Origin of the sequence: Pseudomonas sp. YuFO20 (genome assembly GCF_035064975.1) — a bacterium.
GTDB lineage: Bacteria > Pseudomonadota > Gammaproteobacteria > Pseudomonadales > Pseudomonadaceae > Aquipseudomonas > Aquipseudomonas putida_AE.
Genome location: NZ_JAXDEO010000004.1, coordinates 51782 through 74881 on the forward strand (window position 1 = coordinate 51782; position 23100 = coordinate 74881).

The following is a 23100-nucleotide window of genomic DNA, read 5'->3' on the forward strand; positions in this document are numbered from 1 at the left end:
CTTGAACCCTGGAAAAGGAATGAACATGCAACGGAATGCAAAGACTCATTATCCCATCCTGCTGGTGCACGGGCTGTTCGGCTTCGAGCGGATCGCCAGCGTGCACCTCTTCCACGACGTCAGGCAGGCCCTGCGCAACGCTGGCACGAGGGTGTTCGTCCCGCATCTGTCCGCCACCCACAGCAACGAAGTACGCGGCGAACAGCTGCTGGCGCAGATCCAGCGGGTACTGGAGGGCACCGGGGCCGACAAGGTCAATCTGATCGGCCACAGCCAAGGGGCGTTGGCCGCACGCTATGCCGCCGCGACAGCGCCCGGCAAGGTGGCCTCGGTGACGTCCGTCAGCGGCCCCAACCACGGCTCGGAACTGGCGGACCTACTGCGCAAGGCACTGACACCGGGCCACCTGCCGGAAATCGTGGCCGAGACCATTGCCACCTTGTTCGCCGACTTTCTTTCGTTACTCAGTGGCAAAGGCCGGATGCCGCAAAATGCCGTCGCCGCGTTGAACGCCCTGACCACGCAAGGCGTGAACGCCTTCAACCAGAAGTACCCCCAGGGGTTGCCGCAGACCTGGGGTGGCAAGGGCCGCGAACAGGTCAACGGCGTGCGCTACTATTCCTGGAGTGGCATCCTGCAGGGCAAGCGGCGGGCTGAAGGACTTGAGGTAGCTGATCCATCCCATGGACTGATGCGCGCGCTCTCACGTTATTTCTCCCTCGAGCCCTTGCAGAACGATGGCCTGGTCGGCCGCTACAGCTCCCACCTGGGCACCGTCATCCGCTCCGACTATCCGCTGGACCATCTGGGCACCCTTCGCCAGTCAGGCGGTCAAAGTGTAAGGCGCGTCGACCCGATCGATCTGTATGTGCAGCACGCCGAGCGCCTGAAAAAAGCCGGGCTTTGACCCAGGCCCGCCATCCAGAGCGCTGGCAACGGAACTTTGGGGAGAAATAGCCCACTGAATCCGGTAGGCTCAGCACTTTACCGTACATTGAATGGAGAGTTTTCCCATGGCCAAAGCCACTGCCCGTCACATCCTTGTTGCCAGCGAAGCCAAGTGCAACGAACTGAAAGCCCAAATCGAGGGTGGCGCAGACTTCGCCGAAGTCGCCAAAGCCAACTCCACCTGCCCTTCCAGCCGCCAGGGCGGTGACCTGGGCTCGTTCGGTCCAGGCCAGATGGTCAAGGAGTTCGACACCGTGGTCTTCAGCGCACCGCTCAACGTAGTGCAAGGTCCGGTCAAGACCCAGTTCGGCTACCACCTGCTGGAAGTGACCAGCCGCCAGGACTGATAGACGCCTGGATTTACTGTGCAGCGGCCCGCCTTCTGGTGGGCCGTCGTGTTTCAGATACGTAATACGGCTGGCGAGGGACGCGCCGCTAGCGTACAAATCGTGGTTGACGACCACCCGGCTCTAAGGCTGAAAATGCGACTGGCTTTCCCGACTTTATTGTTCACTGCCGTGGCCCTGCTCCTGGGCGCCGCCGGTGTGAATGCCGCACCGCAACATGCGTTGACCGTCTACGGCGAGCCCGCCAAGTACCCTGCCGGCTTCAGTCATTTTGCCTACACCAATCCGCAGGCCCCCAAGGGCGGGACGATGCGCCGTTCGGCGATCGAGATCGGGCATTTCGACCATGTCCTGCCTTACATAGACAAGGGCATCGGCGTGAGCCAGATCGATGGCCTGCTCTACTCGCCCCTGGCGCAGCGCTCGCTGGACGAGCCTTACACGGTGTACGGCCTGGTGGCGCAGCAGATGGAGCGCTCCGACGATGGCCTGTCCCTGCGCTTCCTCCTTAACCCCAAGGCGCGGTTTGCCGATGGCAAGCCGATCACCGCCGAGGACGTGCGCTACACCTTCGACCTGCTGATGACCCAGGGCAGCCTGCGATATCGCACGCAGTTCGCCGACGTAAAAGGCGTGGTAGTCGAATCGCCATTGACCGTGCGCTTCGACTTCAAGAACAACGAAAACCGCACCCTGCCGCTGGACATCGCGACCTTGCCGGTGTTTCCCGAACACTGGTGGAAGAGCCGTGACTTTGCCGATGGCGGCGGTTACGAGCCGCCCCTGGGCAGCGGGCCGTACAAGGTCGGCAAGATCGATTCGGGGCGCAGCATCACCTTCGAACGCAACCGCGACTGGTGGGGCAAGGACCTGCCGGTCAGCCGTGGCCTGTACAACTTCGACCATTTCAGCATCGAGTACTTCGGCGACACAGATGTCGCGCGCCAGGTTTTGCGCGGCGGCGCCTATGACTACAACCGCGAGTTCTCCGCCACCGGCTACTCCATTGGCTACGACAGCCCCGCACTGAGCGACGGTCGCCTGCAAAAGGCCCACCTGGCCACCGAAGCGCCGCAATCGGCCCAGGGCTTCGTGTTCAACCTGCAAAAACCGATGTTCCAGGACCGCCGGGTGCGCCAGGCCCTGGCGATGCTCTGGGACTTCGAATGGAGCAACCGGCAGATGATGCGCAACCTGTACATCCGCCAGCAGAGCTACTTTTCCAATACCGAGCTGGCGGCCCGGCGCTTGCCTGATGCCGGTGAGCTGGCGATCCTGGAACCCTTGCGCGGACAGATCCCCGATGAAGTCTTCAGTCAAGTGTTCGAGGCGCCGAAAACCGATGGCAGCGGCCTGATTCGTGACAAGCAGCTGCAAGCCCTGGAGCTGCTGGAACAAGCCGGGTGGAATCCCCGGGGCGATCAATTGGTGAACGCCGAGGGCGAGCCGCTGAGCTTCACCTTCCTGGTCAGCCAGAACGGCATGGACCGCTTGCTCCTGCCCTACAAGCGCACCCTGAAACAGATCGGCATCGACCTGAACATCCGCCGCATCGACTCGTCGCAGTACGTCAATCGCCTGATGAGTCGCGACTACGACATGATCGTCACCGGCTATCCGGTCACCACCTCCCCCGGTGGCGAACTGATCAACTACTTCGCCTCGGTCTCGGCGACCGACCCCGGTGCCAACAACTACATGGTGTTGAAGAACCCGGCGGTGGACACCTTGATCAATGGCCTGATCCGCGCCAACACCCAGGCCGACATGCTGCACTATGCCCACGCGCTCGACCGGGTGCTGCAATGGAACTATTACTGGATTCCCAACTATTACCCGCCGGGCAGTTCCACCGTGTGGTGGAATCGCTTCGGCATACCGAACGTGCAGGCGAGCAATGACGAAGCCATCGAGAGCTGGTGGGAAATGAGCACCACGCCACTGACCAACCAGCAGATGACCGCCGAGCGGATTCGTCGCGGCAGCCCCGGAGGACCGCACTGATGTGGGCTTATATCCTGCGGCGCCTGCTGCTGATCTTTCCGACCCTGGTGATCATCCTCCTGGTCAACTTCGTCATCGTCCAGGCCGCCCCGGGTGGTCCGGTGGAACAGGCCATCGCGCACCTTCAGGGCATCGGCGGCGCCAATGTCGGTGGCGGTTCCAGCGAGACCATGAGCCATTCCCGCGCCAGCCGCGGCCTCGACCCGCAGCTGATCAAGGACATCGAAAAGCAATACGGCTTCGACAAGCCGGCACCCGAACGCCTGTGGCTGATGCTCACCAGTTACGCGCGCCTGGACTTCGGCAAGAGCTTCTTTCGCGGCGCCACCGTCACCGACCTGATCCTGGAAAAGATGCCGGTCACCATCTCCCTCGGGCTCTGGGCGACGCTGATCACCTACCTGGTGTCGATTCCCCTGGGGATCCGCAAGGCCGTACACCACGGTAGCCACTTCGATGTCTGGAGCAGCACCGCGATCATCATCGGCTATGCCATGCCGGCCTTCCTGTTCGCCATGTTCCTGATCGTGGTGTTCGCCGGCGGCACCTCGCTGAACTGGTTCCCGGTGCGCGGGCTGGTCTCGGACAATTTCGAGTCGCTGTCGACCCTGGGCAAGGTCGCCGATTACTTCTGGCACCTGGTACTGCCGGTGACCGCCCTGGTGATTGGCGGTTTCGCGACCCTGACCATCCTGACCAAGAATTCGTTTCTCAACGAAATCACTCGCCAGTACGTAGTCACCGCCCGCGCCAAGGGCCTGAGCGAGCGCCGGGTGCTGTACGGCCACGTGTTTCGCAACGCCATGTTGCTGGTAGTGTCGGGGATTCCCCAGGCCTTCATCAGCGTGTTTTTTGCCGGCTCCCTCCTGATCGAAGTGATCTTCTCCCTCGATGGCCTGGGCCGCATGAGCTACGAGGCGGCCGTGTCCCGGGACTACCCGGTGGTGTTCGGTTCGCTGTTCATCTTCACACTGTTCGGCCTGCTGATAAAACTGGTCGGCGACTTGTGCTACACCCTGGTCGATCCGCGCATCGATTTCGCCGCGAGGAACGCCTGATGCTCAAGCTTTCGCCGCTGGGCCGACGCCGCTTCGAGCGTTTCAAGAAAAACCGCCGCGGCTGGTGGTCGCTATGGTTGTTTGTCGGGCTGTTCCTGCTGACCCTGGGCGGCGAGCTGATCGCCAACGACAAACCGCTGGTGGTCAGCTATCAGGGATCGTTGTACTTCCCTGCCCTCAAGCGCTACACCGAGCAGGAATTTGGCGGACAACTGCCCTTCCAGGCCGATTACCGCAGCGATTATGTGCAGAACCTGATCAAGAAGGACGGTGGCTGGCTGCTGTTCCCGCCGATCCCCTTCAGCGACGACACACCGAACTACGACCTGAACAAACCGGCCCCGAGCCCGCCATCGAACGTGAATTGGCTGGGCACTGACGACCAGGCGCGGGACGTGTTGGCGCGAGTGATCTTCGGCGCGCGGGTTTCGATCCTGTTTGCCTTGATGCTGACGTTCGTCAGCGCGCTGATCGGCATCGCCGCCGGCGCGTTGCAAGGCTATTACGGTGGCTGGGTCGACTTGCTCGGCCAGCGGCTGCTGGAGGTCTGGTCCGGGTTGCCGGTGCTGTACCTGCTGATCATCCTCTCGGGGTTCGTCGAGCCGAATTTCTGGTGGTTGCTGGGGATCATGGCGCTGTTTTCCTGGCTGGCGCTGGTGGACGTAGTGCGCGCCGAATTCCTGCGCGGGCGCAACCTGGAATACGTCAAGGCGGCCCGGGCGCTGGGCCTGAGCGATCGCAAAGTGATCGTGCGGCACATCCTGCCCAACGCCATGAACGCGACCCTGAGTTACCTGCCGTTCATTCTGACCGGGGCCATCTCGACCCTCACCGCCCTGGATTTCCTCGGCTTCGGCATGCCGGCCGGCAGTGCGTCCCTGGGCGAACTGATCGGCCAGGGCAAGCAGAACCTGCAGGCGCCCTGGCTGGGGCTGACGGCGTTTTTTACCCTGGCGTTGATTCTTTCTCTATTGGTGTTCATCGGCGAAGCCTTACGCGACGCCTTTGACCCTCGTGCGTGAAGCGGACCGTTGATATGAGCAACCTGATCGAAATCCGTGACCTCAGCGTGGCCTTCAGTGGCCAGACCGTGGTGCGCAACCTGTGCCTGGACATCCGCCCCGGCGAATGCCTGGCGCTGGTCGGTGAGTCGGGTTCGGGCAAGTCGGTGACCGCCCACTCGATCCTGCAGCTGCTGCCCGAATGCGGCACCGAGACCACCGGCAGCATCCGTTATCGCGGCCAGGAACTGGTGGGCGCCGATGCGAGCAAATTGCGCAAACTGCGGGGTAATCGCATCGCGATGATCTTCCAGGAGCCGATGACCTCCCTGAACCCGCTGCACAGTATCGAGAAGCAGATCGGCGAAACCCTGCTGGTGCACAAAGGCCTGGCCGGCAAGGCGGCACAGGCGCGGATTCTCGAATTGCTGCACCTGGTGGGTATCCAGAAGCCCAAGGAGCGGCTCAAGGCCTACCCCCACCAGTTATCGGGTGGCCAGCGCCAGCGGGTGATGATCGCCATGGCCCTGGCCTGCGAGCCGGAACTGTTGATCGCCGATGAACCGACCACGGCGCTGGACGTGACGGTGCAGCGCAAGATCCTGCTGCTACTCAAGTCGCTGCAACAGCGACTGGGCATGTCGCTGCTGCTGATCAGCCACGACCTCAATCTGGTGCGCAGCATTGCCCAGCGTGTCTGCGTGATGAAGGCCGGCGAAATTGTCGAGCAGGCCACCTGCGAGACGATGTTCACCGCACCGAAACACCCTTACAGCTGCGTGCTGCTCAATGCCGAGCCGGAAGGCGTAGCGCTGCCCCGGGACGAACGCGAGACAGTCCTGGAGGTGCACGACCTGCGGGTGCAGTTTCCGGTCAGTGGCGGACTGTTCCGACGCAAGACCTACCTCAAGGCCGTGGACGGCATCAGCCTGAATATCCAACGGGGCAAGACCCTGGGCATCGTCGGCGAGTCGGGTTCCGGCAAGTCCACGCTCGGCCAGGCGATCCTGCGCCTGCTGGACTCCGAAGGCAGCATCCGCTTCCAGGGCCAGGCACTCGATGGCCTGACGCAGAAACAGTTGCGGCCGTGGCGCAAGAAAATGCAGGTGGTGTTCCAGGACCCGTTTGGCAGCCTCAGCCCGCGCATGTCCGTGGCGCAGATCATCAGCGAAGGCCTGGAAGTGCATAGCCAGTTGAGTACTGAGCAATGCAACGCCGAGGTGATCCGGGCGCTGCAGGAAGTCGGGCTCGACCCGCAAAGCCGGCATCGCTACCCCCACGAGTTCTCCGGTGGCCAGCGCCAGCGCATCGCCATCGCCCGGGCGCTGGTGTTGAAGCCGGCGCTGATCCTGCTGGACGAACCGACCTCGGCACTGGACCGTACCGTGCAAAAGCAGGTGGTCGCCCTGCTGCGCCAGCTTCAGGAAAAACACGGGCTGACCTACCTGTTCATCAGCCATGACCTGGCGGTGGTGCGTGCCCTGGCCCACGACATGATCGTGATCAAGGACGGCAAGGTGGTCGAAAGCGGCGCCAGCCACGACGTGTTCGATTCGCCGCAGCATCCGTACACCAAGGAGCTGTTGGCGGCGGCACATGTGGGGCAGGCATAATCCAGTCAGACCGCGTCGCGGCCTTCTGTAGGAGCGAGCTTGCTCGCGAAGAGGCCGCCACTGGCAACACATCATCAGGATCAGCCCCCATGAACACCACCGAAAGCCTCAAGGACTACCAGCGCGTACGCCTGCTGGCGATCCGCTCGCTGTTCGAGATCATCGAGCAGTCCAGTGAAGGCACGGTGATCGTCGACCGCGACGCCAACATCGTCTGGATGAACGAGCGCTATGCCAAGCGATTCGGCCTGCAATCGGCCGAAAGCGCGATTGGCAAGGCCTGCGAAAGCGTTATCCCCGGCAGCCTGTTGCGCGAAGTGGTGCGCACCGGCCGACCGATCCTGCTCGACATGCAGGACACCCCCAAGGAACCGCTGGTGGTGATGCGCCTGCCGATCCACGACGATGCCGGCGAGGTGATCGGCGCCATCGGTTTTGCCTTGTTCGACGAGTTGCGCAGCCTGTCACCGATGCTCAAGCGCTACATGAGCATGCAGCAAGAGCTGGCTTCCACGCGCTCGCTGCTGCGTGCGCGCCAGACCCGCTACAACTTCGCGCACTTCATCGGCACCAGCGCCGCCAGCCTGGAAGTCAAGCGCCGCGCCCGGCGCAGCGCGAGCACCGAGTCGCCGGTGTTGCTGCTCGGTGAAACCGGCACCGGCAAGGAACTGCTGGCACAGGCGATCCACAATGCATCGCCGCGCGCGCACAAGGCGTTTGTCAGCATCAACAGTGCCGCGATCCCCGAATCGCTGCTGGAAGCCGAATTCTTCGGCACGGCCCCTGGCGCCTTTACCGGCGCCGACCGCAAAGGCCGCGCTGGCAAGTTGCAGATCGCCCAGGGCGGGACGCTGTTTCTCGACGAGATCGGCGACATGCCGTTGCCGCTGCAAAGCAAATTGCTGCGGGTGCTGCAGGAGAAAGAATTCGAGCCGGTCGGCTCCAACGAGGTGATCCAGAGCGATGTGCGGGTCATCGCCGCGATCTCGACCGACCTGGAAGCGGCGATCAAACGCGGCGAGTTTCGCGCCGACCTGTACTACCGCCTCAACGTCCTGCCGATCCAGGTGCCACCCCTGCGTGACCGTCTCGACGACCTGCCCGCCCTCAGTGAAGCGATCCTTGAAGAGCTGCGCAGCCAGCACGAACTGAACGGCGAAGCGTTGGAGCTGCTGGGTCAACACGCCTGGCCGGGGAACATTCGCGAGCTGCGTAACGTGCTGGAGCGGGCGGCGTTGCTTAGTGATGATTTGCGGCTGACGGAGATGGATATCCGGGCTGCGATCGGCACGTTCATGCCGGTTGAGCGCGTGGCGCCGTTGAGTATCGAGCCGGTGGCGCATGAGACGTTCAGTGCGGCGCGGGAACGGTTTGATCGGCAATTGATTGAAAACGCCTTGGCGCAATGCGGGGGCAAGGTGGTTGAAGCGGCGGCACGATTGGGGTTGGGGCGGTCGACGTTGTACAAGAAGATGGTGGCGTTGGGGATTGCCGAGTCTCTATAAAGAGACATAAATCTCCATTGGTAGATATGCCCTCTTCGCGAGCAAGCCCGCTCCCACAGGGATCGTATTCTTCCTGCCATACGGTATCCCTGTGGGAGCGGGCTTGCTCGCGAAGAGGCCGGAAAGACCACCAAAAATCTCAAAACCGAGACAACTCAAACCATCGCAACCTGGCCTTCTTTACTATTTCTTTATATTTCAACAACTTAACCACTTGGCACAAATCTCGCTATAGCCCCTCCCCACAACGTACTACCTTAAAAAAATAACAATCCAGGAGACACACCATGAGTGTGATCATTGCCTTGGCAGCCCTCACGCTGCTGATGCTGGCTGCCTACCGTGGCTACAGCGTTATCCTCTTCGCCCCGATTGCCGCCCTCGGCGCCGTCCTGCTCACCGATCCTTCTGCCGTCGCCCCTGCCTTCACCGGGGTGTTCATGGAAAAAATGGTCGGCTTCATCAAGCTGTATTTCCCGGTGTTCCTGCTCGGCGCAGTGTTCGGCAAGCTCATCGAGCTGTCGGGTTTTTCGCGCTCGATCGTCGCGGCGGCCATTCGCCTGCTTGGCACCCGCCAGGCGATGCTGGTGATCGTGCTGGTCTGCGCCCTGCTGACCTACGGAGGCGTCTCGCTGTTCGTGGTGGTGTTCGCGGTCTATCCGTTCGCCGCAGAAATGTTCCGCCAGAGCAACATCCCCAAGCGCCTGATCCCGGCGACCATCGCCCTCGGCGCCTTTTCGTTCACCATGGACGCCCTGCCCGGCACCCCGCAGATCCAGAACATCATCCCCAGTACCTTCTTCAACACCACCGCCTGGGCTGCGCCATGGCTGGGCTTGATCGGCGCGATCTTCGTGGTCTGCGCCGGCATGCTGTTTCTGCAGCGCCAACGCAAAAAGGCTCAGCTGGCCGGTGAGGGTTACGGCACCGAACTGCGCAACGAGCCGGAAACCGCTGCCGACATCAAGCTGCCCAACCCCTGGATCGCCCTGTCGCCGCTGTTGGCCGTGGGCATCATGAACCTGCTGTTTACCCAATGGATCCCACAGTGGTACGGCAAGACCCACAGCCTCGCACTGCCAGGCATGGCCGCGCCGGTGACCACTGAAATCGCCAAGCTGACGGCAATCTGGGCCGTTCAAGCCGCGCTGCTGGTCGGCATCCTCATGGTGTTGGTGTTCGGCTTCCAGGCGATTCGCGGCAAACTCGCCGAGGGCAGTAGAAGTGCGGTCGGCGGTTCGTTGCTGGCGGCGATGAACACCGCGTCGGAGTATGGATTTGGCGCAGTGATCGCCTCCTTGCCGGGGTTCCTGGTCTTGGCCGACTGGCTCAAGAGCATTCCCAATCCGCTGGTCAATGAAGCGATTACCGTGACCCTGCTGGCCGGCATCACCGGTTCTGCGTCGGGCGGGATGAGCATTGCGCTGGCGGCCATGGCCAATGACTTCATCGCAGCCGCCCACGCCGCCGACATCCCGCTGGAAGTCCTGCACCGGGTGGCCGCCATGGCCAGTGGCGGCATGGACACCCTGCCGCACAACGGCGCGGTGATTACCTTGCTGGCGGTGACCGGCCTGACCCACCGCGAGGCCTACAAAGACATTTTCTGTATTACGCTGATCAAGACCCTCGCGGTTTTCGTAGTGATCGGCACTTTCTACGCCACTGGCATTGTGTGAGGTATTGATGACGACTCTTTCGGGCAAGACCGCACTGGTCACCGGCTCCACCAGCGGCATCGGCCTGGGCATTGCCCTGAGCCTGGCCAAGGCGGGCGCCAACCTGATTCTCAACGGATTTGGCGATGCATCCAAAGTGATCGCCGAGGTAGAGCAGTTCGGCGGCAAGGTCGGCCACCATCCGGCCGACGTCAGCGACGCGACGCAGATCGCCGACATGATCGCCTACGCCGAGCGTGAATTCGGCGGCGTCGACATTCTGGTCAACAACGCCGGCATCCAGTATGTGGCGCCGGTGGACGAGTTCCCGGTGGAGCGCTGGGACTCGATCATTGCCATCAACCTGTCGTCGGTGTTCCACAGCACCCGCCTGAGCCTGCCGGGCATGCGCGCCAAGGGCTGGGGCCGGGTGATCAACATTGCCTCGGTGCATGGCCTGGTGGGTTCGACCGGCAAAGCCGCCTATGTCGCCGCCAAACACGGGGTGATCGGGCTGACCAAGGTGGTCGCCCTGGAAACCGCCACCAGCAACATCACCTGCAACGCGATTTGCCCGGGCTGGGTGCTGACGCCGCTGGTGCAGAAGCAGATCGACGACCGCGCCGCCACCGGCATCGACCCGCAGCAGGCGCAGCATGATTTGCTGGCCGAGAAGCAGCCGTCGCTGGAATTCGTGACGCCACCGCAATTGGGTGAGCTGGTGTTGTTCCTGTGCAGCGAAGCCGGCACCCAGGTGCGTGGCGCGGCATGGAATGTCGATGGTGGGTGGTTGGCGCAGTAACCATCCACCCTGTGGGAGCGGGCTTGCTCGCGAATGTGGTCTATCAGCGACATTTATGGTGTCTGACTCACCGCATTCGCGAGCAAGCCCGCTCCCACAGATGAAATGTGTCTACCTCGGCTTGTGCGTGAATAATAAAGAAGAGGCAACTCATGTCCGACATCCTCTGGCAACCCAGCGCCGAACGCATCGGAAAGACCCGCATGGAGGCCTTTCGGCGCTTCATCAATCAACGCCACCACCTGCACATCGACGACTACCCCGCCCTGCACCAATGGTCGATCGATCAGCGTCCGGACTTCTGGCAGGCCATCGTCGACTTCTTCGACATCCGCTTCCATGAGCAACCCGACGCGGTGCTGCTCGAAGGCGCGCAGATGCCCAGCGCCCAGTGGTTTCCCGGCGCGACCCTGAACTTCGCCGAACACCTGCTGAGCCGTCGCGACGATGCCGTGGCCGTGGTGGCCGTGGCTGAAAACGGTCAGCGTGAACACCTGACCTGGGCCGAACTGGCCGAGCATGTCGCCGGCTTCCAGAATGGCTTGATCGCGGCCGGTGTCGGCCTCGGCGACCGGGTGGCGGCGTGCATGCCCAACACCTGGCAAACCCTGGTGGCCATGCTCGCCACCACCAGCCTCGGGGCCATCTGGTCCTGCTCGTCGCCAGACTTCGGCACCCAGGGGGTGATCGACCGCTTCGGCCAGATCGAACCGAAAGTGCTGGTGACCTGCGCCGGTTATCGCTACGCCGGCAAGGAGATCGACCAGACCGCCAAGGTCAACGAAATCCTCGAACGCCTGCCGACCTTGCAGCAGTTGGTCATCGTGCCATACGCACAGCCCGGAACTCACATCGAAGACTTCCGTACCCCGGCCAACGTCACGCTCTGGGACGACTTCTATGACCCTGGCGGCGAACCGGATTTCGTCCCGGTGCCCTTCGCCCATCCGCTGTACATCCTCTACTCCAGCGGCACCACCGGTGTGCCCAAATGCATCATCCACAGCACCGGCGGCGTGCTGCTGCAGCACGTCAAGGAACACGGCCTGCATTGCGATCTCGGCCCCGGTGACCGCTTGTTCTACTACACCACCTGCGGCTGGATGATGTGGAACTGGCTGGTCTCGGCCCTGGCGGTGGGCAGCGCCGTGGTGCTGTACGACGGCTCGCCGTTCCAGCCGGATGCCGATCGCTTGGTCGATCTGATCGACGACGAGGGCATCACGGTATTCGGCACCAGCCCCAAGTACCTCGCCACTCTGCAAAGCAGCGGCGTGAAGCCTGCGCAAAGCCATGACCTGGGCAGCCTCAAGACCCTGCTCTGCACAGGTTCGGCGCTGTCGCCGCAGAGCTACGACTACGTCTATCGCGATTTCAAGGCCGACCTGTGCCTGGCGTCGATGTCAGGCGGCACCGACATCGTCTCCTGTTTCGTCAACGGCAACCCCTGGCAGCCGGTGCGCCGTGGCGAGATCCAGGGCAAGAGCCTGGGCATGGCCGTGGAGGTATGGAACGACCAGGGTCAACCGGTGATTGGTGAAAAAGGCGAGCTGGTGTGTACCCGGCACTTTCCGGCGATGCCCATCGGCCTGTGGCACGACCCCGACGGCGAAAAGCTCAAGGCTTCCTACTTCAGCCAGTTTCCCGGGGTCTGGGCCCAGGGCGACTACGCCGAACAGCTGCCTCATGGCGCGATGATGATCCACGGCCGTTCGGACGCGGTGCTCAACCCCGGCGGCGTGCGCATCGGTACCGCGGAAATCTATCGCCAGGTGGAAAAGGTCCCGCAGGTGCTCGACAGCGTGGCCATCGGTCAGCAATGGCAGGATGACGTACGGGTGGTGCTGTTCGTGCGCCTGCGCGATGGCGTGGAACTCGACGAGGCGTTGCAGCAGCAGATTCGCCAGGTCATTCGCGCCAACACCACACCCCGGCATGTGCCGGCGAAGATTGTCGCGGTCACCGACATTCCCCGGACCATCAGCGGCAAAGTCGTCGAGTTGGCGGTGCGCAATGTGGTGCACGGGCAAAAGGTGAAAAACACCGATGCGCTGGCCAATCCCCAAGCGCTCGAGCAATTCCGCAACCGCCCTGAACTCCAGGACTGAAACACCTGCAGGGGTTCGATTTCCATGGCAAAAAATATCCGTGGAGCATTCAATGATAAAAAGAATGACCTGAAGCAGGCCATCCAGCGTCTACTGCCCTGCAGGAATAGTAGAGGCCGCCACACCGAATCATGTTCAGGACAACCAGATGAACGCATCACCCACCGGCAGCGATGCCCAGGCCCTGATTGCCAGACTCGACTGGGCGAGCAGCCCCCTGGGCGCCGCCGGCACCTGGCCGCAGAGCCTGCGTACCGCCGTGGACATCGTGATTCACTCGCCGATGCCGATGCTGCTGCTCTGGGGGCCGCAACTGACGCAGATCTACAACGATGGCTTCGCGCTGCTGGCCGGCAGCAAGCATCCGCACGCTTTCGGACAGCCAACCCACCTGATCTGGCCCGAATTGAAGGACTTTACCGACCCGATCTACAGCGCGGTCCTGCAAGGCCAGGTGCGAACCTACAGCGAACAGCGCTTCACCCTGCAGCGCGACGGCATCGATTCCGACTTCTGGCTGGACCTGACCTACAGCCCCATCCGCGACGAAAACGCCCAGGTCGCCGGCATCCTGGTCACCGCCATCGAAACCAACGAACGCCGGCGCATCGCCCTCGAACTGGAACAGCGCTCCGCCGCGAGCCTCAAGGCCCAGCAAGACACCGAGGAGCGCCTGCAACTGGCCCTCGCCGCCACCGACGCGGTCGGTACCTGGGACTGGGACATCAGTGAGGACCGCTTCATCGCCGACGCCCATTTCGCCCAGTTGCACGGCATTGAACCGGCGCTGTCCGGACAGTTGCCGATCAGCGAATACCTGCACGGCGTCCACCCGGAAGACCGCACCCTGATTGCCCGCAGCATCAAGCACTGCATTACCCACGGCACCGAATACGCCGAGGAATACCGTCTGCTGCTAGCCGATGGCCAGCTGCGCTGGGTGTTCGCCCGCGGCCGTTGCTACAAGGATCACCACGGCCGGCCGATCCGCTTCCTCGGCGCCGCCCTCGACCTGACCGATCGCAAGAACACCGAGCAGGCCTTGCGCCAGAGCCAGACCGAGCTGCAGTTGATCATCAACGCCATGCCGATCCTGATCAGCTACGTCGACCGCGAGGAACGCTTTCGCCTGAACAACGCCGCCTACCTGGACTGGTATGGCCTCACGCCCCAGGAACTCTTCGGCCGCACCGTCCGCGAAGTGCTGGGCGACGAGGCCTATGCCCTGCGCGCCGGGTACATCGCCCAGGCCCTGGCCGGCAAGGCCTGCAGCTTCAGCATCAGCACCCCGCACCGCGATGGCAGCATCCGCCAGGCGCTGATGAATTACCTGCCGCGTCACGGTGCGGATGGCGCGGTGAATGGTTTCTACATCTTCGTCATCGACGAAACCGAGCGCAAACAGACCGAAGAAGCCCTGCGCAACCTCAACGAAACCCTCGAAGAACGGGTGAGCGCCCGCACCCGCCAACTGGCCGAGGCCAACGAAAAACTGCTCAGCGAGATGTTCGAACGCGAGCGCGCCGAAGAAGCCCTGCGCCATGCGCAGAAAATGGAAGCGGTGGGCCAGCTCACCGGGGGCATTGCCCATGACTTCAACAACATGCTCACCGGCATCATCGGCAGCCTGGACCTGATGCAACGCTACATTGCCGACGGCCGCGCCGCCGAAATCGCCCGCTTCACCGAAGCCGCGGTGTCCTCGGCCAACCGCGCTGCCGCCCTCACCCATCGGCTGCTGGCGTTCTCCAGGCGCCAGTCGCTGGATCGCAAGACGCTGAACGCCAATGACCTGATCCACTCCCTGGAAGACCTGCTCAGCCGAACCAAGGGCGACCATATCGAACTCAAGCTGCAACTGACCGAAGACGTGTGGCCGGTCAGTACCGATGTCAGTCAACTGGAAAACGCCCTGCTCAACCTGGTGATCAACGCCCGGGACGCCATGCCCGATGGTGGCCGGTTGTGCATCGAAACTGCCAATGTCTATCTCGACGGCAGTGACATCACCACCCTGGAACCGGTCAAGGCCGGGGATTACCTGATGATCGCGGTCAGCGACAACGGCACCGGCATGACCCCCAAGGTATTGGCCAAGGCCTTCGACCCGTTCTTCACCACCAAACCCATCGGCCAGGGCACCGGATTAGGCCTGTCGATGATCTACGGTTTTGCCCAGCAGTCCGGTGGCCACGTGACCCTGTTCAGCATGCCCGGCCAGGGCACCAGCGTGCGCCTGTACTTGCCGCGACTGCTCGACGTTGAGCCGCAGGACGTGCTGTCGCCGGTGATCAGCGAAGCACCGTCGGCGATTGCCGGCGAAACGGTGGTGTTGGTGGAGGACGACCCGGCGGTGCGAATGCTGGTGTTCGATCTGCTCAAGGAGTTGGGTTATCACGCCTATGAAGCCGAAAATGCGAAGACGGCCCTGCCCTTGCTCGAATCCGACTTGCGAGTCGATCTGTTGGTCACCGATGTCGGGCTGCCCGGGATGAATGGCCGGCAACTGGCGGAGATTGCCCGTCAGCATCGCCCGGAACTGAAAGTGCTGTTCATGACCGGTTACGCGCAAATGGCCGCCGAACGCCAGGGCTTTCTCGAAGAAGGCATGGACATGGTGGCCAAACCGTTTTCCATCGATCTGCTGGCCAACAAGATTCGCACGATGATCGGTCAAGCGCAGTGAGTTAAGGCATAATCGCCCGCCCCGCTGTCACGACCGTTGCAAGGTACCTGCCCCATGAAAGCTCAAGCCCGCCATATCCTGGTGAAAACTTCGGAAGAAGCCGAACAACTCAAGCAACGCATCGCCAAGGGTGAAGCCTTCGATGTGCTGGCCAAGAAGTACTCCACCTGCCCGTCCGGCAAACGCGGCGGCGACCTGGGTGAAGTGCGGCCGGGGCAGATGGTCGGTGCGATCGATGCGGTGATCTTCAAAAAACCGCTGCGGGTGGTGCATGGGCCGATCAAGAGCAAGTTTGGGTATCACCTGGTGCAGGTGTTTTACCGGGACTGACTCGTTGGCTTTTGGGCCTCTTCGCGAGCAAGCCCGCTCCCACAGGTTTTCGGGTGTGGCTAAAATCTGTGGCAGCTCACAAATCCCTGTGGGAGCGGGCTTGCTCGCGAACCGATGGCGCAGCCAGCGGCCATCCAGCACTCACTTGGGGATGAGTGCTCCGGGCACCTGAATCACCCGACTCGCCAACCGATGTCCCGCCTCAGCCGCTTCAACCGGGCTCCCCCCCTTGAGCCGCGAAGCCAGGTACGCCGCGCTGAACGAATCCCCCGCCGCCGTGGTGTCCACCACCCGCTCGACCTTCTGTGCCGGCACTTCGAACGACTCGCCGTCACACCGAATCAAACACGCCTCGGCGCCGCGCTTGAGCACCACTTCAGGCGTGCCGATCTGTTCGTACGCGGCAAACACCGCCGCACAATCGGAGAAATGGAACAGCGCCTGCTCGTCATCGACAGTCAGCAGCGCCAGGTCGACATAGGGCAGGACCTTGCGATAAGCCGCCCGCGCCTCCTCCACCGAGGCCCACAAACGCGGGCGATAGTTGTTGTCGAAGACGATTCGGGCATCGCGCTGGCGGGCCTCGATCAGGGTTTCCAGCAATTTTTCCCGACCTTGTACGCCAAGCACCGCGAGGGTGATGCCGCTGAAATACAACACGTCGTAATCCGGCAGCGCCGCCAGGATCGGCGCGGCGGCCGGGGTGGTGAAGCAATCGCGCACCGCCGCTTCATTGCGCCAGTAGAGAAAACGTCGCTCGCCGGCGGCGTCGGTCTGGATGCAATACAGCCCCGGCAAGCGACCGGGCAAGCGCTGGACCATGCCCAGGCCAATGTTTTCGGCGGCCCAACTCTGGCACATGGCATCGCTGAAACTGTCATCGCCCAGGGCGGTGACGTAATCCACCGTGCCAGCGGCGCCCAGTTCCCGGGACAGGTAGACCGCGGTGTTCAGGGTATCGCCGCCGAAACTCTGTTGCAGGGTGCCGTCGGCGCGGTGCTGCAACTCGATCATGCATTCGCCGATCAGGGCGATGCGTGGGGTGTTGATGGTGTTCATTATTGTGGGGTCTCTGGTATTGCCGTGGTGTCTGACGGGGCCCCTTCGCGAGCAAGCCCGCTCCCACATTGGAATGCATTCCCCCTGTGGGAGCGGGCTTGCTCGCGAAGGCCGCACCTCGGTCTCAAGCCTTAGAAACAGGTTTCCATGTTCTCGATGACGTTCAACTGCTCATCCACCAGGCACCCCGTGCGCCACTTGTCGAACGTCAGGCAGGGGTGCGAGGTGCCGAACGAAATAATGTCGCCCACCCGCAGATCAACCCCCGGCGCCACGGCCATGAAGGCATGCTGGTCCATCACGGCGGTGACCTTGCAGGCACTCACGTCATCGCCCTTGGCCGGTACCACACCGGCCTGGTAACGCAGCAACGGCACCGGCAATCCGGCGTCGTAGGCCACGTCGCGCTTGCCCAGGGCAATCACCGCGAAGCCAGGTTCGGGCAACGACTGCACGTGCGCCCAGACTTCCAGCGCCGGGCGCAGGCCTTCCTGCAGATCGCTGCGACGGTCGAGCACGCAGCATTGCGCTTCCTTGTAGATGCCATGGTCGTGCGCCACGTAGCTGCCGGGACGCAAGACGCTGAGGAAGCGCCCGCTTGCGTTCTGTGCCTCGAACTCTTCGGCAATCAGGTCATACCAGGCCGAACCCGAAGCGGTGATGATCGGTTTGTTGATCGCGAAGGCACCGCTGTCCTGCAACTGCACCGCCAGTCGCACCAGGGAGCCTGCGAACGCGCGGATGCCGCTCACCGCGTGATCGCCGTGGATCACGCCTTCATACCCTTCGATCCCGGTCAGCGCCAAGGCCGGTTGCGCGGCTATCGCCTTGGCCAGGTCCAGCACTTCCTGTTCGCTGCGGCAACCGCAACGACCGCCAACCACGCCGTATTCGATCATCACGTTCAGGCGCACGCCACGGGAAGCGAAATAGGCGCCGAGATCGGCGACGTTGTCCGGGTGATCGACCATGCAATAGAAGTCGAACGCCGGGGCCGCCAGAAGATCGGCAATCAACGCCATGTTTGGTGTGCCGACCAGCTGGTTGGCCATCAGCACCCGGTGCACGCCGTGGGCGTAGGCCGCACGGGTTTGCGTGGCGCTGGCCAGGGTGATGCCCCAGGCGCCGGCGTCCAGTTGCCGGCGAAACAGCGCCGGGGTCATGCTGGTCTTGCCGTGGGGCGCCAGTTCAGCGCCGCTGTTGCTGACAAAGTCCTGCATCCAGCGGATGTTGTGTTCCAGCGCTTCGCGATGCAGCACCAGCGCCGGCAGGCTGACGTCGCGCACCAGGTTGGCGCCGGTGTGGGCAAAGCCCTTTTCCACGGCGGCAGTATTTTTCGCAGAAGACATGGTCGAACTCCTCACATTCGCGGCCGCGGGCAGCCGCTGTTATTCGTTGATGCGACGGGCCAGGCTGTTGGCGCTGTCGATCAGCACCCGGCGGTAGTCGTTGTAATTGTTCCTGGCATCGGCCCGGGGGGCGACGATGCACAGGGTTGCGATGGCCACGCCATTCGGGTCTTTGACCGGGGCGGCGAAACAATGGGTAAAGGTGTCGGCCACGCTATCGAAGGAGAAAAAACCGTCGATACCGGCCTGGCGGATTTCCTTGAGAAACTGCTCCAGCGGCAAGCGTTCACCGTTGGGCAGGATGAAGTCGTCGTGGTCGATCAGGTCGACGATTTCCTGGTCACTCAAATGCGCCAGCAACAGGCGCCCGGACGCGGTCCAGGGAATGGGCGCGTTTTCGCCGATGTCCGAGGAAATGCGGAAATGCCGCTCGCCCTCCTTCATCAGCGCCACGGTGTACTTGCGCCCGTTGAGCAGGCACATCTGCGCGGTTTCACGGGTCTGGCTGACGATGTCCTGCAGGGCGTGATCGGCCTCGCGGCTCAGGTCGAAATGGCGCAGGTGCGCCTGCCCGAGGAAGTACAGCTGGCGACCGAGGTAGACGTGACCGTCCTTGCCCACCGGCTCGAGGATCCGCCGTTCGAGCAACGAGGCCACCAGCTCGTAGACCGTGGATTTGGGGCTGCCGATGCCGCTGGCAATGTCGTTCGGGCGCAGGGGCTGGCCGATCTCCTTGAGGAAATCGAGGATATCGAACGCCCGGTCCAGACCGCGTGCCCGGCGCTTGATGGTGTCTTCGGTCATGTCAGTGGTTCCCCTTCAAATTCGCCGGGATTTTAACGGACTGCGGTGGCGACAGTCAGGCCGCCTTCGCGAGCAAGCCCGCTCCCACATTTGGAACGCGATCCCCTGTGGGAGCGGGCTTGCTCGCGAAGAGATCACCACAAAAATCAGGCCTTTTTCTTGTACGCGATGCAGTCGATCTCGACCTTGCAGTCAACCATCATGTTCGCCTGCACACAGGCCCGCGCCGGAGCATGTTCAGGCTTGAAGTACTCGCCGAAGACCTTGTTGAAACTGGTGAAATCCCGCGGATCCTCCAGCCACACGCCAACACGCACCACGTCTTCCAGGCCGTAACCGGCCTCCTGGAGAATCGCGACCAGGTTCTTCATGGTCTGGTGGGTCTGCTCGACAATGCCGCCAGTAATGATCTCGCCGTCCACCGCCGGCACCTGCCCGGAAACGTGCAGCCAGCCATCGGCTTCAACGGCGCGGGCGAAAGGGCGAGGCTGGCCGCCCGCGGCGGTGCTGCCGGTGCCGTAACGAGTAATGCTCATGGGTGTTTCTCCTGATTGAAAATCGAATATTAAAACCGCGTGCTTTTGAGAAATTCAGCCAGACGCGGCGACTGTGGGCGCTCGAACAGATCCTTGGGTGGCCCCTGCTCTTCGATGCGTCCCTGGTTCATGAAGACGATCTTGTCCGAGACCTCGAAGGCGAAGCGCATTTCGTGGGTCACCAGCAGCATGGTCATGCCGTCTTCGGCCAGGCCCTTGATCACGCTGAGCACTTCGCCCACCAGTTCCGGGTCCAGGGCCGAGGTTACTTCGTCGAACAGCATCAGGCTCGGGTTCATCGCAATCGCCCGGGCAATCGCCACGCGCTGCTGCTGACCGCCGGACAACTGCCCGGGAAAATGATCGCGGCGCTCCAGCAAGCCGACCCGCTCCAGCCATTTTTCCGCCAGGGCCACCGCTTCGTCCTTGTGCAACTTCTTGACCTTGAGCAAACCCAGGGTGACGTTCTGCAGCGCGGTCAGGTGCGGGAACAGGTTGAATTGCTGGAACGCCATGCCGGTCATGGCACGGTGGCGGGCGATGACCTTCTCCGGGTGGCGGATGCGCTTGCCATTGACTTCGTCATAGCCGATGGATTCGCCGTCGAGCAGGATCTGCCCGCCCTGGAATTCTTCGAGCATGTTCACGCAGCGCAACAGCGTGGTCTTGCCCGAACCGCTGGAACCGATCAGCGTCACCACGTTGCCGCGCTGCATGCTCAGGTCGACGCCCTTGAGCACTTCGAGCTGCTCGTAACGCTTGTGCAGGCCGCGGATGTCCAGCAGCGGCTGGCCGTGTTGTGCGTTGGTTTGAGTCTGAGTCATGGCAAGGCCACCCGCTTTTCAATGTGCCGGCCGAGTAACTCGATGCCGTAGTTGATGACGAAGAACAGGAATCCGGCGAACAGGTAGAACTCCAGGGTCATGAAATTCCGGGCGATGATCTGCTGGGTACTGAGCAGCAGCTCAGCCACGCCGATCACCGACAACAGCGTCGACGCCTTGACGATCTCGGTGGACGAGTTGACCCAGGTCGGCAGGATCTGCCGCATCGCCTGGGGCAACAGCACGTAGCCGAGGGCCTGGTAAAACGTCAGGCCGATGGCCTGGCTCGCTTCCATCTGCCCGCGCGGCAAGGCCTGCAACGCACCGCGCACGATCTCGGCGACGTGGGAGCCGCAAAACAGCGTCAGCCCCAACGCTCCGGCCTGGAACGCGCTGATCTGCCAGCCCAGTGCCGGCGCCATGTAGAAACAGGCCAGCACCAGCACGAACACCGGCGTACCGCGAATCACATCGACGTAAAAACGAAACGGTGCGCGCATCCAGAACTTGCCGTAGGTCAGCACCAGGCCAGCGAACACGCCGAGCAGCGTGCCCAGCAAAATTGCCAGCGCAGACACCTGCACGCTGGTCAGGAAGCCTTGCCAGAGCGGCTCGCGCGCGACCCATAACTCATGCAGCCAACTGGGGGATTCGTACATGGGGCCTCCTATCGGCGGATCGCCAGGCGCTGCTCGAGGTAACGCAGCATCATGGCAATGAGGTAACAGGCCGCCACATAAAGCGCCGTGGTCACCAGCCAGGTTTCAATCACCCGGTAGCTCTCGACATTGATCTTGCGCGCGTAATAAGTCAGCTCCGGCACGGCGATCGCGGCCGCCAGCGAGGTGTCCTTGAACAGCGAAATGAAGTTGTTCGACAGCGCCGGCAGCACATTGCGCAGCATCACCGGCACGGTGACGTAGGCCTTGACCTGCCATTCGCCCAGGCCGATGGCCAGGCCGGCTTCGCGCTGGCCCTTGGGGATGCTCAGCAGGCCGCCGCGGAACACTTCGGTCAGGTAGGCCCCGGCATACAGCGACAGGGTGATGATGAACGAAGGAATCTTGTCCAGGCGAATCCCCAGGCTCGGCAAGGCGAAGTAGATCAACAGGATCAACACCAGGATCGGCGTATTACGGATCACCGTGACATACACCGAAGCCAGCACCCGCAACGCGCGATGCCTGGACAACAAGGCAAACGCCATCAGCAGGCCGATCACGCAGCCGATGGCGATCGACACCAGCGCCAGTTCAAGGCCCAGGCCGAGCCCCGCCAGCAAGCTGTCGAAATCGCGCCACACGGCGGCAAAGTTCAACTGATAGTTCATGGTCGGCAGTACCTTGAGCGGGGCGCGAACGCCCCGCCCTCACGGGATCATTTGAATTCGGCGGGGAAACCGATGGCAGGCGTCGGCAGGTCGACACCGAACCACTGCTTGAACGACGCCGCGTAGGTCGGGAACTCAACGCCGGTCATGGCTTCATGCAGGGTGGTATTGACGAAGTTCAGCCAGTCCTGATCGCCTCGCTTGACCGCACAGGCATAGGTTTGCGGGCTCCAGGCATAAGCCGGGCTGCGATAGCGGCCAGCGTTCTGCACCATCAGGTACTTCACCGAAGACTGGTCGGTGGCCGCCGCATCGGCACGGCCGGAGTTCACCGCCTGGTACATCAGGTCGACGCTGTCGTACTGATCGACCTTGGCCTTGGGCAGTGCCTGGTGCACCAGCTCTTCGGCGTAGACGTTTTGCAGCACCGCCACGGTAACGCTGTCACCCGCGGCTTGCATGTCGTCGATTTCCTTGTACTTGCTGTTGGCCGGCAACAGCAGGCCGACGCCTTCGCGGTAGTACGGCAGGGTAAAGGCCACCTGTTGGGCACGGCTGGCGGTGACGGTGATGAACTGGCAGCTCATGTCGACCTTGTCGGTCAGCAGGTTGGGAATCCGCGCATCGGACGACTGCACCACGAACTCGACCTTGCTCGGGTCGTTGAACAGGCCTTTGGCGACCATGCGCGCAATATCGATATCAAAGCCCTGCAACTTGCCATCCGCCCCCTGGAAATGCCAAGGCGCGTTGGTACTGCCGGTGCCCACGATCAGCTTGCCGCGGGCAAGAACACTGTCGAGCTTGCCGTCCGCCGCCTGGGCCACGCCCACGGCAACGGCAGACGCTGCAAAAAGAAGAACACACGCTTTGAACAAGGAAGGTCGGCGATGCATGGCAAGCACTCCAGGGTGATGTTTATTCCGCTATACCGGAATACGGTATGTAACAACGGAATAGACAGCAGAAAGTGTGCCACAGGTTGTGGACGAGATGTAGGGGGAATGAAAAGTGTTTTGAATCAGGTGGATGCGTGAAAACCGGGAAACAACTCAGCGAAAGGGACGATTTTAGAAGCGCTACCGTTGGCTACGGGGGGCGGGTAGCAGGTTCACAACTAGTGCGCCCTTGCTTGTGA

Annotated in this window: 20 protein-coding genes; 12 read left to right on the forward strand and 8 right to left on the reverse strand. The window is 62.4% G+C overall.

What is annotated here, in order from left to right; translation table 11 throughout:
- The first annotated feature begins 25 nt into the window (after positions 1 to 25).
- From SOP85_RS03460 to SOP85_RS03515, 12 genes are all read left to right on the forward strand, one after another.
- Entirely contained in the window at positions 26 to 907 is an 882-nt protein-coding gene (locus SOP85_RS03460) for an esterase/lipase family protein (RefSeq protein ID WP_323606339.1), read from the forward strand.
- Positions 908 to 1013: 106 nt separating this feature from the next.
- Positions 1014 to 1295 carry a peptidylprolyl isomerase gene (locus SOP85_RS03465; protein WP_059405911.1) on the forward strand — a complete coding sequence of 94 codons (282 nt, stop codon included), beginning with the start codon at positions 1014 to 1016 and terminating at the stop codon, positions 1293 to 1295.
- Positions 1296 to 1430: 135 nt separating this feature from the next.
- Positions 1431 to 3299: an extracellular solute-binding protein gene (locus SOP85_RS03470; RefSeq protein WP_323626070.1), complete on the forward strand. Its 1869-nt coding sequence runs from the start codon at positions 1431 to 1433 to the stop codon at positions 3297 to 3299.
- Positions 3299 to 4357 carry a microcin C ABC transporter permease YejB gene (locus SOP85_RS03475; RefSeq protein ID WP_323626071.1) on the forward strand — a complete coding sequence of 353 codons (1059 nt, stop codon included), beginning with the start codon at positions 3299 to 3301 and terminating at the stop codon, positions 4355 to 4357. Before SOP85_RS03470 ends, SOP85_RS03475 begins: the two co-directional genes overlap by 1 nt.
- Positions 4357 to 5379 carry an ABC transporter permease gene (locus tag SOP85_RS03480; RefSeq protein ID WP_274075964.1) on the forward strand — a complete coding sequence of 341 codons (1023 nt, stop codon included), beginning with the start codon at positions 4357 to 4359 and terminating at the stop codon, positions 5377 to 5379. Before SOP85_RS03475 ends, SOP85_RS03480 begins: the two co-directional genes overlap by 1 nt.
- Before the next feature lie 14 nt (positions 5380 to 5393).
- The gene (locus tag SOP85_RS03485; protein ID WP_323626072.1) at positions 5394 to 6971 is read left to right on the forward strand and encodes an ABC transporter ATP-binding protein; all 1578 of its coding nucleotides are present in this window, start codon (positions 5394 to 5396) and stop codon (positions 6969 to 6971) included.
- A gap of 89 nt (positions 6972 to 7060) precedes the next feature.
- Positions 7061 to 8476 (forward strand): sigma-54 interaction domain-containing protein, encoded by a 1416-nt coding sequence (locus SOP85_RS03490; RefSeq protein ID WP_323626073.1) that lies wholly within the window; start codon positions 7061 to 7063, stop codon positions 8474 to 8476.
- 287 nt (positions 8477 to 8763) lie between these two features.
- Entirely contained in the window at positions 8764 to 10155 is a 1392-nt protein-coding gene (locus SOP85_RS03495) for a GntP family permease (protein WP_323626074.1), read from the forward strand.
- 7 nt (positions 10156 to 10162) lie between these two features.
- On the forward strand, positions 10163 to 10936 hold the full coding sequence (locus SOP85_RS03500; protein WP_323626075.1) for a 3-hydroxybutyrate dehydrogenase: 774 nt from the start codon (positions 10163 to 10165) through the stop codon (positions 10934 to 10936).
- A gap of 152 nt (positions 10937 to 11088) precedes the next feature.
- Entirely contained in the window at positions 11089 to 13044 is a 1956-nt protein-coding gene (locus tag SOP85_RS03505) for an acetoacetate--CoA ligase (protein ID WP_323626076.1), read from the forward strand.
- Between the two features lie 148 nt (positions 13045 to 13192).
- The gene (locus SOP85_RS03510) at positions 13193 to 15730 is read left to right on the forward strand and encodes a PAS domain-containing hybrid sensor histidine kinase/response regulator (RefSeq protein ID WP_323626077.1); all 2538 of its coding nucleotides are present in this window, start codon (positions 13193 to 13195) and stop codon (positions 15728 to 15730) included.
- Between the two features lie 54 nt (positions 15731 to 15784).
- Entirely contained in the window at positions 15785 to 16060 is a 276-nt protein-coding gene (locus SOP85_RS03515; RefSeq protein ID WP_007933743.1) for a peptidylprolyl isomerase, read from the forward strand.
- Between the two features lie 141 nt (positions 16061 to 16201).
- Here the strand turns inward: SOP85_RS03515 and SOP85_RS03520 are convergent, their stop codons facing one another.
- From SOP85_RS03520 to SOP85_RS03555, 8 genes are all read right to left on the reverse strand, one after another.
- Positions 16202 to 17119 carry a sugar kinase gene (locus tag SOP85_RS03520; RefSeq protein WP_323626078.1) on the reverse strand — a complete coding sequence of 306 codons (918 nt, stop codon included), beginning with the start codon at positions 17117 to 17119 and terminating at the stop codon, positions 16202 to 16204.
- A gap of 131 nt (positions 17120 to 17250) precedes the next feature.
- Entirely contained in the window at positions 17251 to 18468 is a 1218-nt protein-coding gene (locus SOP85_RS03525; RefSeq protein WP_323626080.1) for an amino acid deaminase, read from the reverse strand.
- 39 nt (positions 18469 to 18507) lie between these two features.
- Entirely contained in the window at positions 18508 to 19272 is a 765-nt protein-coding gene (locus SOP85_RS03530; protein ID WP_323606352.1) for an IclR family transcriptional regulator, read from the reverse strand.
- A 146-nt stretch (positions 19273 to 19418) separates the two neighbouring features.
- Positions 19419 to 19808, reverse strand: a complete 390-nt coding sequence (locus SOP85_RS03535) for a RidA family protein (RefSeq protein ID WP_274075954.1) — start codon at positions 19806 to 19808, stop codon at positions 19419 to 19421.
- Between the two features lie 29 nt (positions 19809 to 19837).
- Entirely contained in the window at positions 19838 to 20632 is a 795-nt protein-coding gene (locus tag SOP85_RS03540) for an amino acid ABC transporter ATP-binding protein (RefSeq protein WP_323626081.1), read from the reverse strand.
- Positions 20629 to 21291, reverse strand: a complete 663-nt coding sequence (locus SOP85_RS03545) for an amino acid ABC transporter permease (RefSeq protein ID WP_274075952.1) — start codon at positions 21289 to 21291, stop codon at positions 20629 to 20631. Before SOP85_RS03545 ends, SOP85_RS03540 begins: the two co-directional genes overlap by 4 nt.
- Before the next feature lie 8 nt (positions 21292 to 21299).
- A complete protein-coding gene (locus SOP85_RS03550; RefSeq protein WP_323626082.1) occupies positions 21300 to 21962 on the reverse strand; it encodes an amino acid ABC transporter permease in 663 nt (220 codons plus the stop codon).
- A 47-nt stretch (positions 21963 to 22009) separates the two neighbouring features.
- Positions 22010 to 22858, reverse strand: a complete 849-nt coding sequence (locus SOP85_RS03555) for a transporter substrate-binding domain-containing protein (protein ID WP_323626083.1) — start codon at positions 22856 to 22858, stop codon at positions 22010 to 22012.
- Between the last annotated feature and the right edge of the window lie 242 nt (positions 22859 to 23100).

What these genes read in the sequence shown, in the direction of transcription:
- SOP85_RS03460 (WP_323606339.1), top strand. Translation starts at nt 26, where the DNA reads ATGCAACGGAATGCAAAGACTCATTATCCCATCCTGCTGGTGCACGGG.
- SOP85_RS03465 (WP_059405911.1), top strand. Translation starts at nt 1,014, where the DNA reads ATGGCCAAAGCCACTGCCCGTCACATCCTTGTTGCCAGCGAAGCCAAG.
- SOP85_RS03470 (WP_323626070.1), top strand. Translation starts at nt 1,431, where the DNA reads ATGCGACTGGCTTTCCCGACTTTATTGTTCACTGCCGTGGCCCTGCTC.
- SOP85_RS03475 (WP_323626071.1), top strand. Translation starts at nt 3,299, where the DNA reads ATGTGGGCTTATATCCTGCGGCGCCTGCTGCTGATCTTTCCGACCCTG.
- SOP85_RS03480 (WP_274075964.1), top strand. Translation starts at nt 4,357, where the DNA reads ATGCTCAAGCTTTCGCCGCTGGGCCGACGCCGCTTCGAGCGTTTCAAG.
- SOP85_RS03485 (WP_323626072.1), top strand. Translation starts at nt 5,394, where the DNA reads ATGAGCAACCTGATCGAAATCCGTGACCTCAGCGTGGCCTTCAGTGGC.
- SOP85_RS03490 (WP_323626073.1), top strand. Translation starts at nt 7,061, where the DNA reads ATGAACACCACCGAAAGCCTCAAGGACTACCAGCGCGTACGCCTGCTG.
- SOP85_RS03495 (WP_323626074.1), top strand. Translation starts at nt 8,764, where the DNA reads ATGAGTGTGATCATTGCCTTGGCAGCCCTCACGCTGCTGATGCTGGCT.
- SOP85_RS03500 (WP_323626075.1), top strand. Translation starts at nt 10,163, where the DNA reads ATGACGACTCTTTCGGGCAAGACCGCACTGGTCACCGGCTCCACCAGC.
- SOP85_RS03505 (WP_323626076.1), top strand. Translation starts at nt 11,089, where the DNA reads ATGTCCGACATCCTCTGGCAACCCAGCGCCGAACGCATCGGAAAGACC.
- SOP85_RS03510 (WP_323626077.1), top strand. Translation starts at nt 13,193, where the DNA reads ATGAACGCATCACCCACCGGCAGCGATGCCCAGGCCCTGATTGCCAGA.
- SOP85_RS03515 (WP_007933743.1), top strand. Translation starts at nt 15,785, where the DNA reads ATGAAAGCTCAAGCCCGCCATATCCTGGTGAAAACTTCGGAAGAAGCC.
- SOP85_RS03520 (WP_323626078.1), bottom strand. Translation starts at nt 17,119, where the DNA reads ATGAACACCATCAACACCCCACGCATCGCCCTGATCGGCGAATGCATG.
- SOP85_RS03525 (WP_323626080.1), bottom strand. Translation starts at nt 18,468, where the DNA reads ATGTCTTCTGCGAAAAATACTGCCGCCGTGGAAAAGGGCTTTGCCCAC.
- SOP85_RS03530 (WP_323606352.1), bottom strand. Translation starts at nt 19,272, where the DNA reads ATGACCGAAGACACCATCAAGCGCCGGGCACGCGGTCTGGACCGGGCG.
- SOP85_RS03535 (WP_274075954.1), bottom strand. Translation starts at nt 19,808, where the DNA reads ATGAGCATTACTCGTTACGGCACCGGCAGCACCGCCGCGGGCGGCCAG.
- SOP85_RS03540 (WP_323626081.1), bottom strand. Translation starts at nt 20,632, where the DNA reads ATGACTCAGACTCAAACCAACGCACAACACGGCCAGCCGCTGCTGGAC.
- SOP85_RS03545 (WP_274075952.1), bottom strand. Translation starts at nt 21,291, where the DNA reads ATGTACGAATCCCCCAGTTGGCTGCATGAGTTATGGGTCGCGCGCGAG.
- SOP85_RS03550 (WP_323626082.1), bottom strand. Translation starts at nt 21,962, where the DNA reads ATGAACTATCAGTTGAACTTTGCCGCCGTGTGGCGCGATTTCGACAGC.
- SOP85_RS03555 (WP_323626083.1), bottom strand. Translation starts at nt 22,858, where the DNA reads ATGCATCGCCGACCTTCCTTGTTCAAAGCGTGTGTTCTTCTTTTTGCA.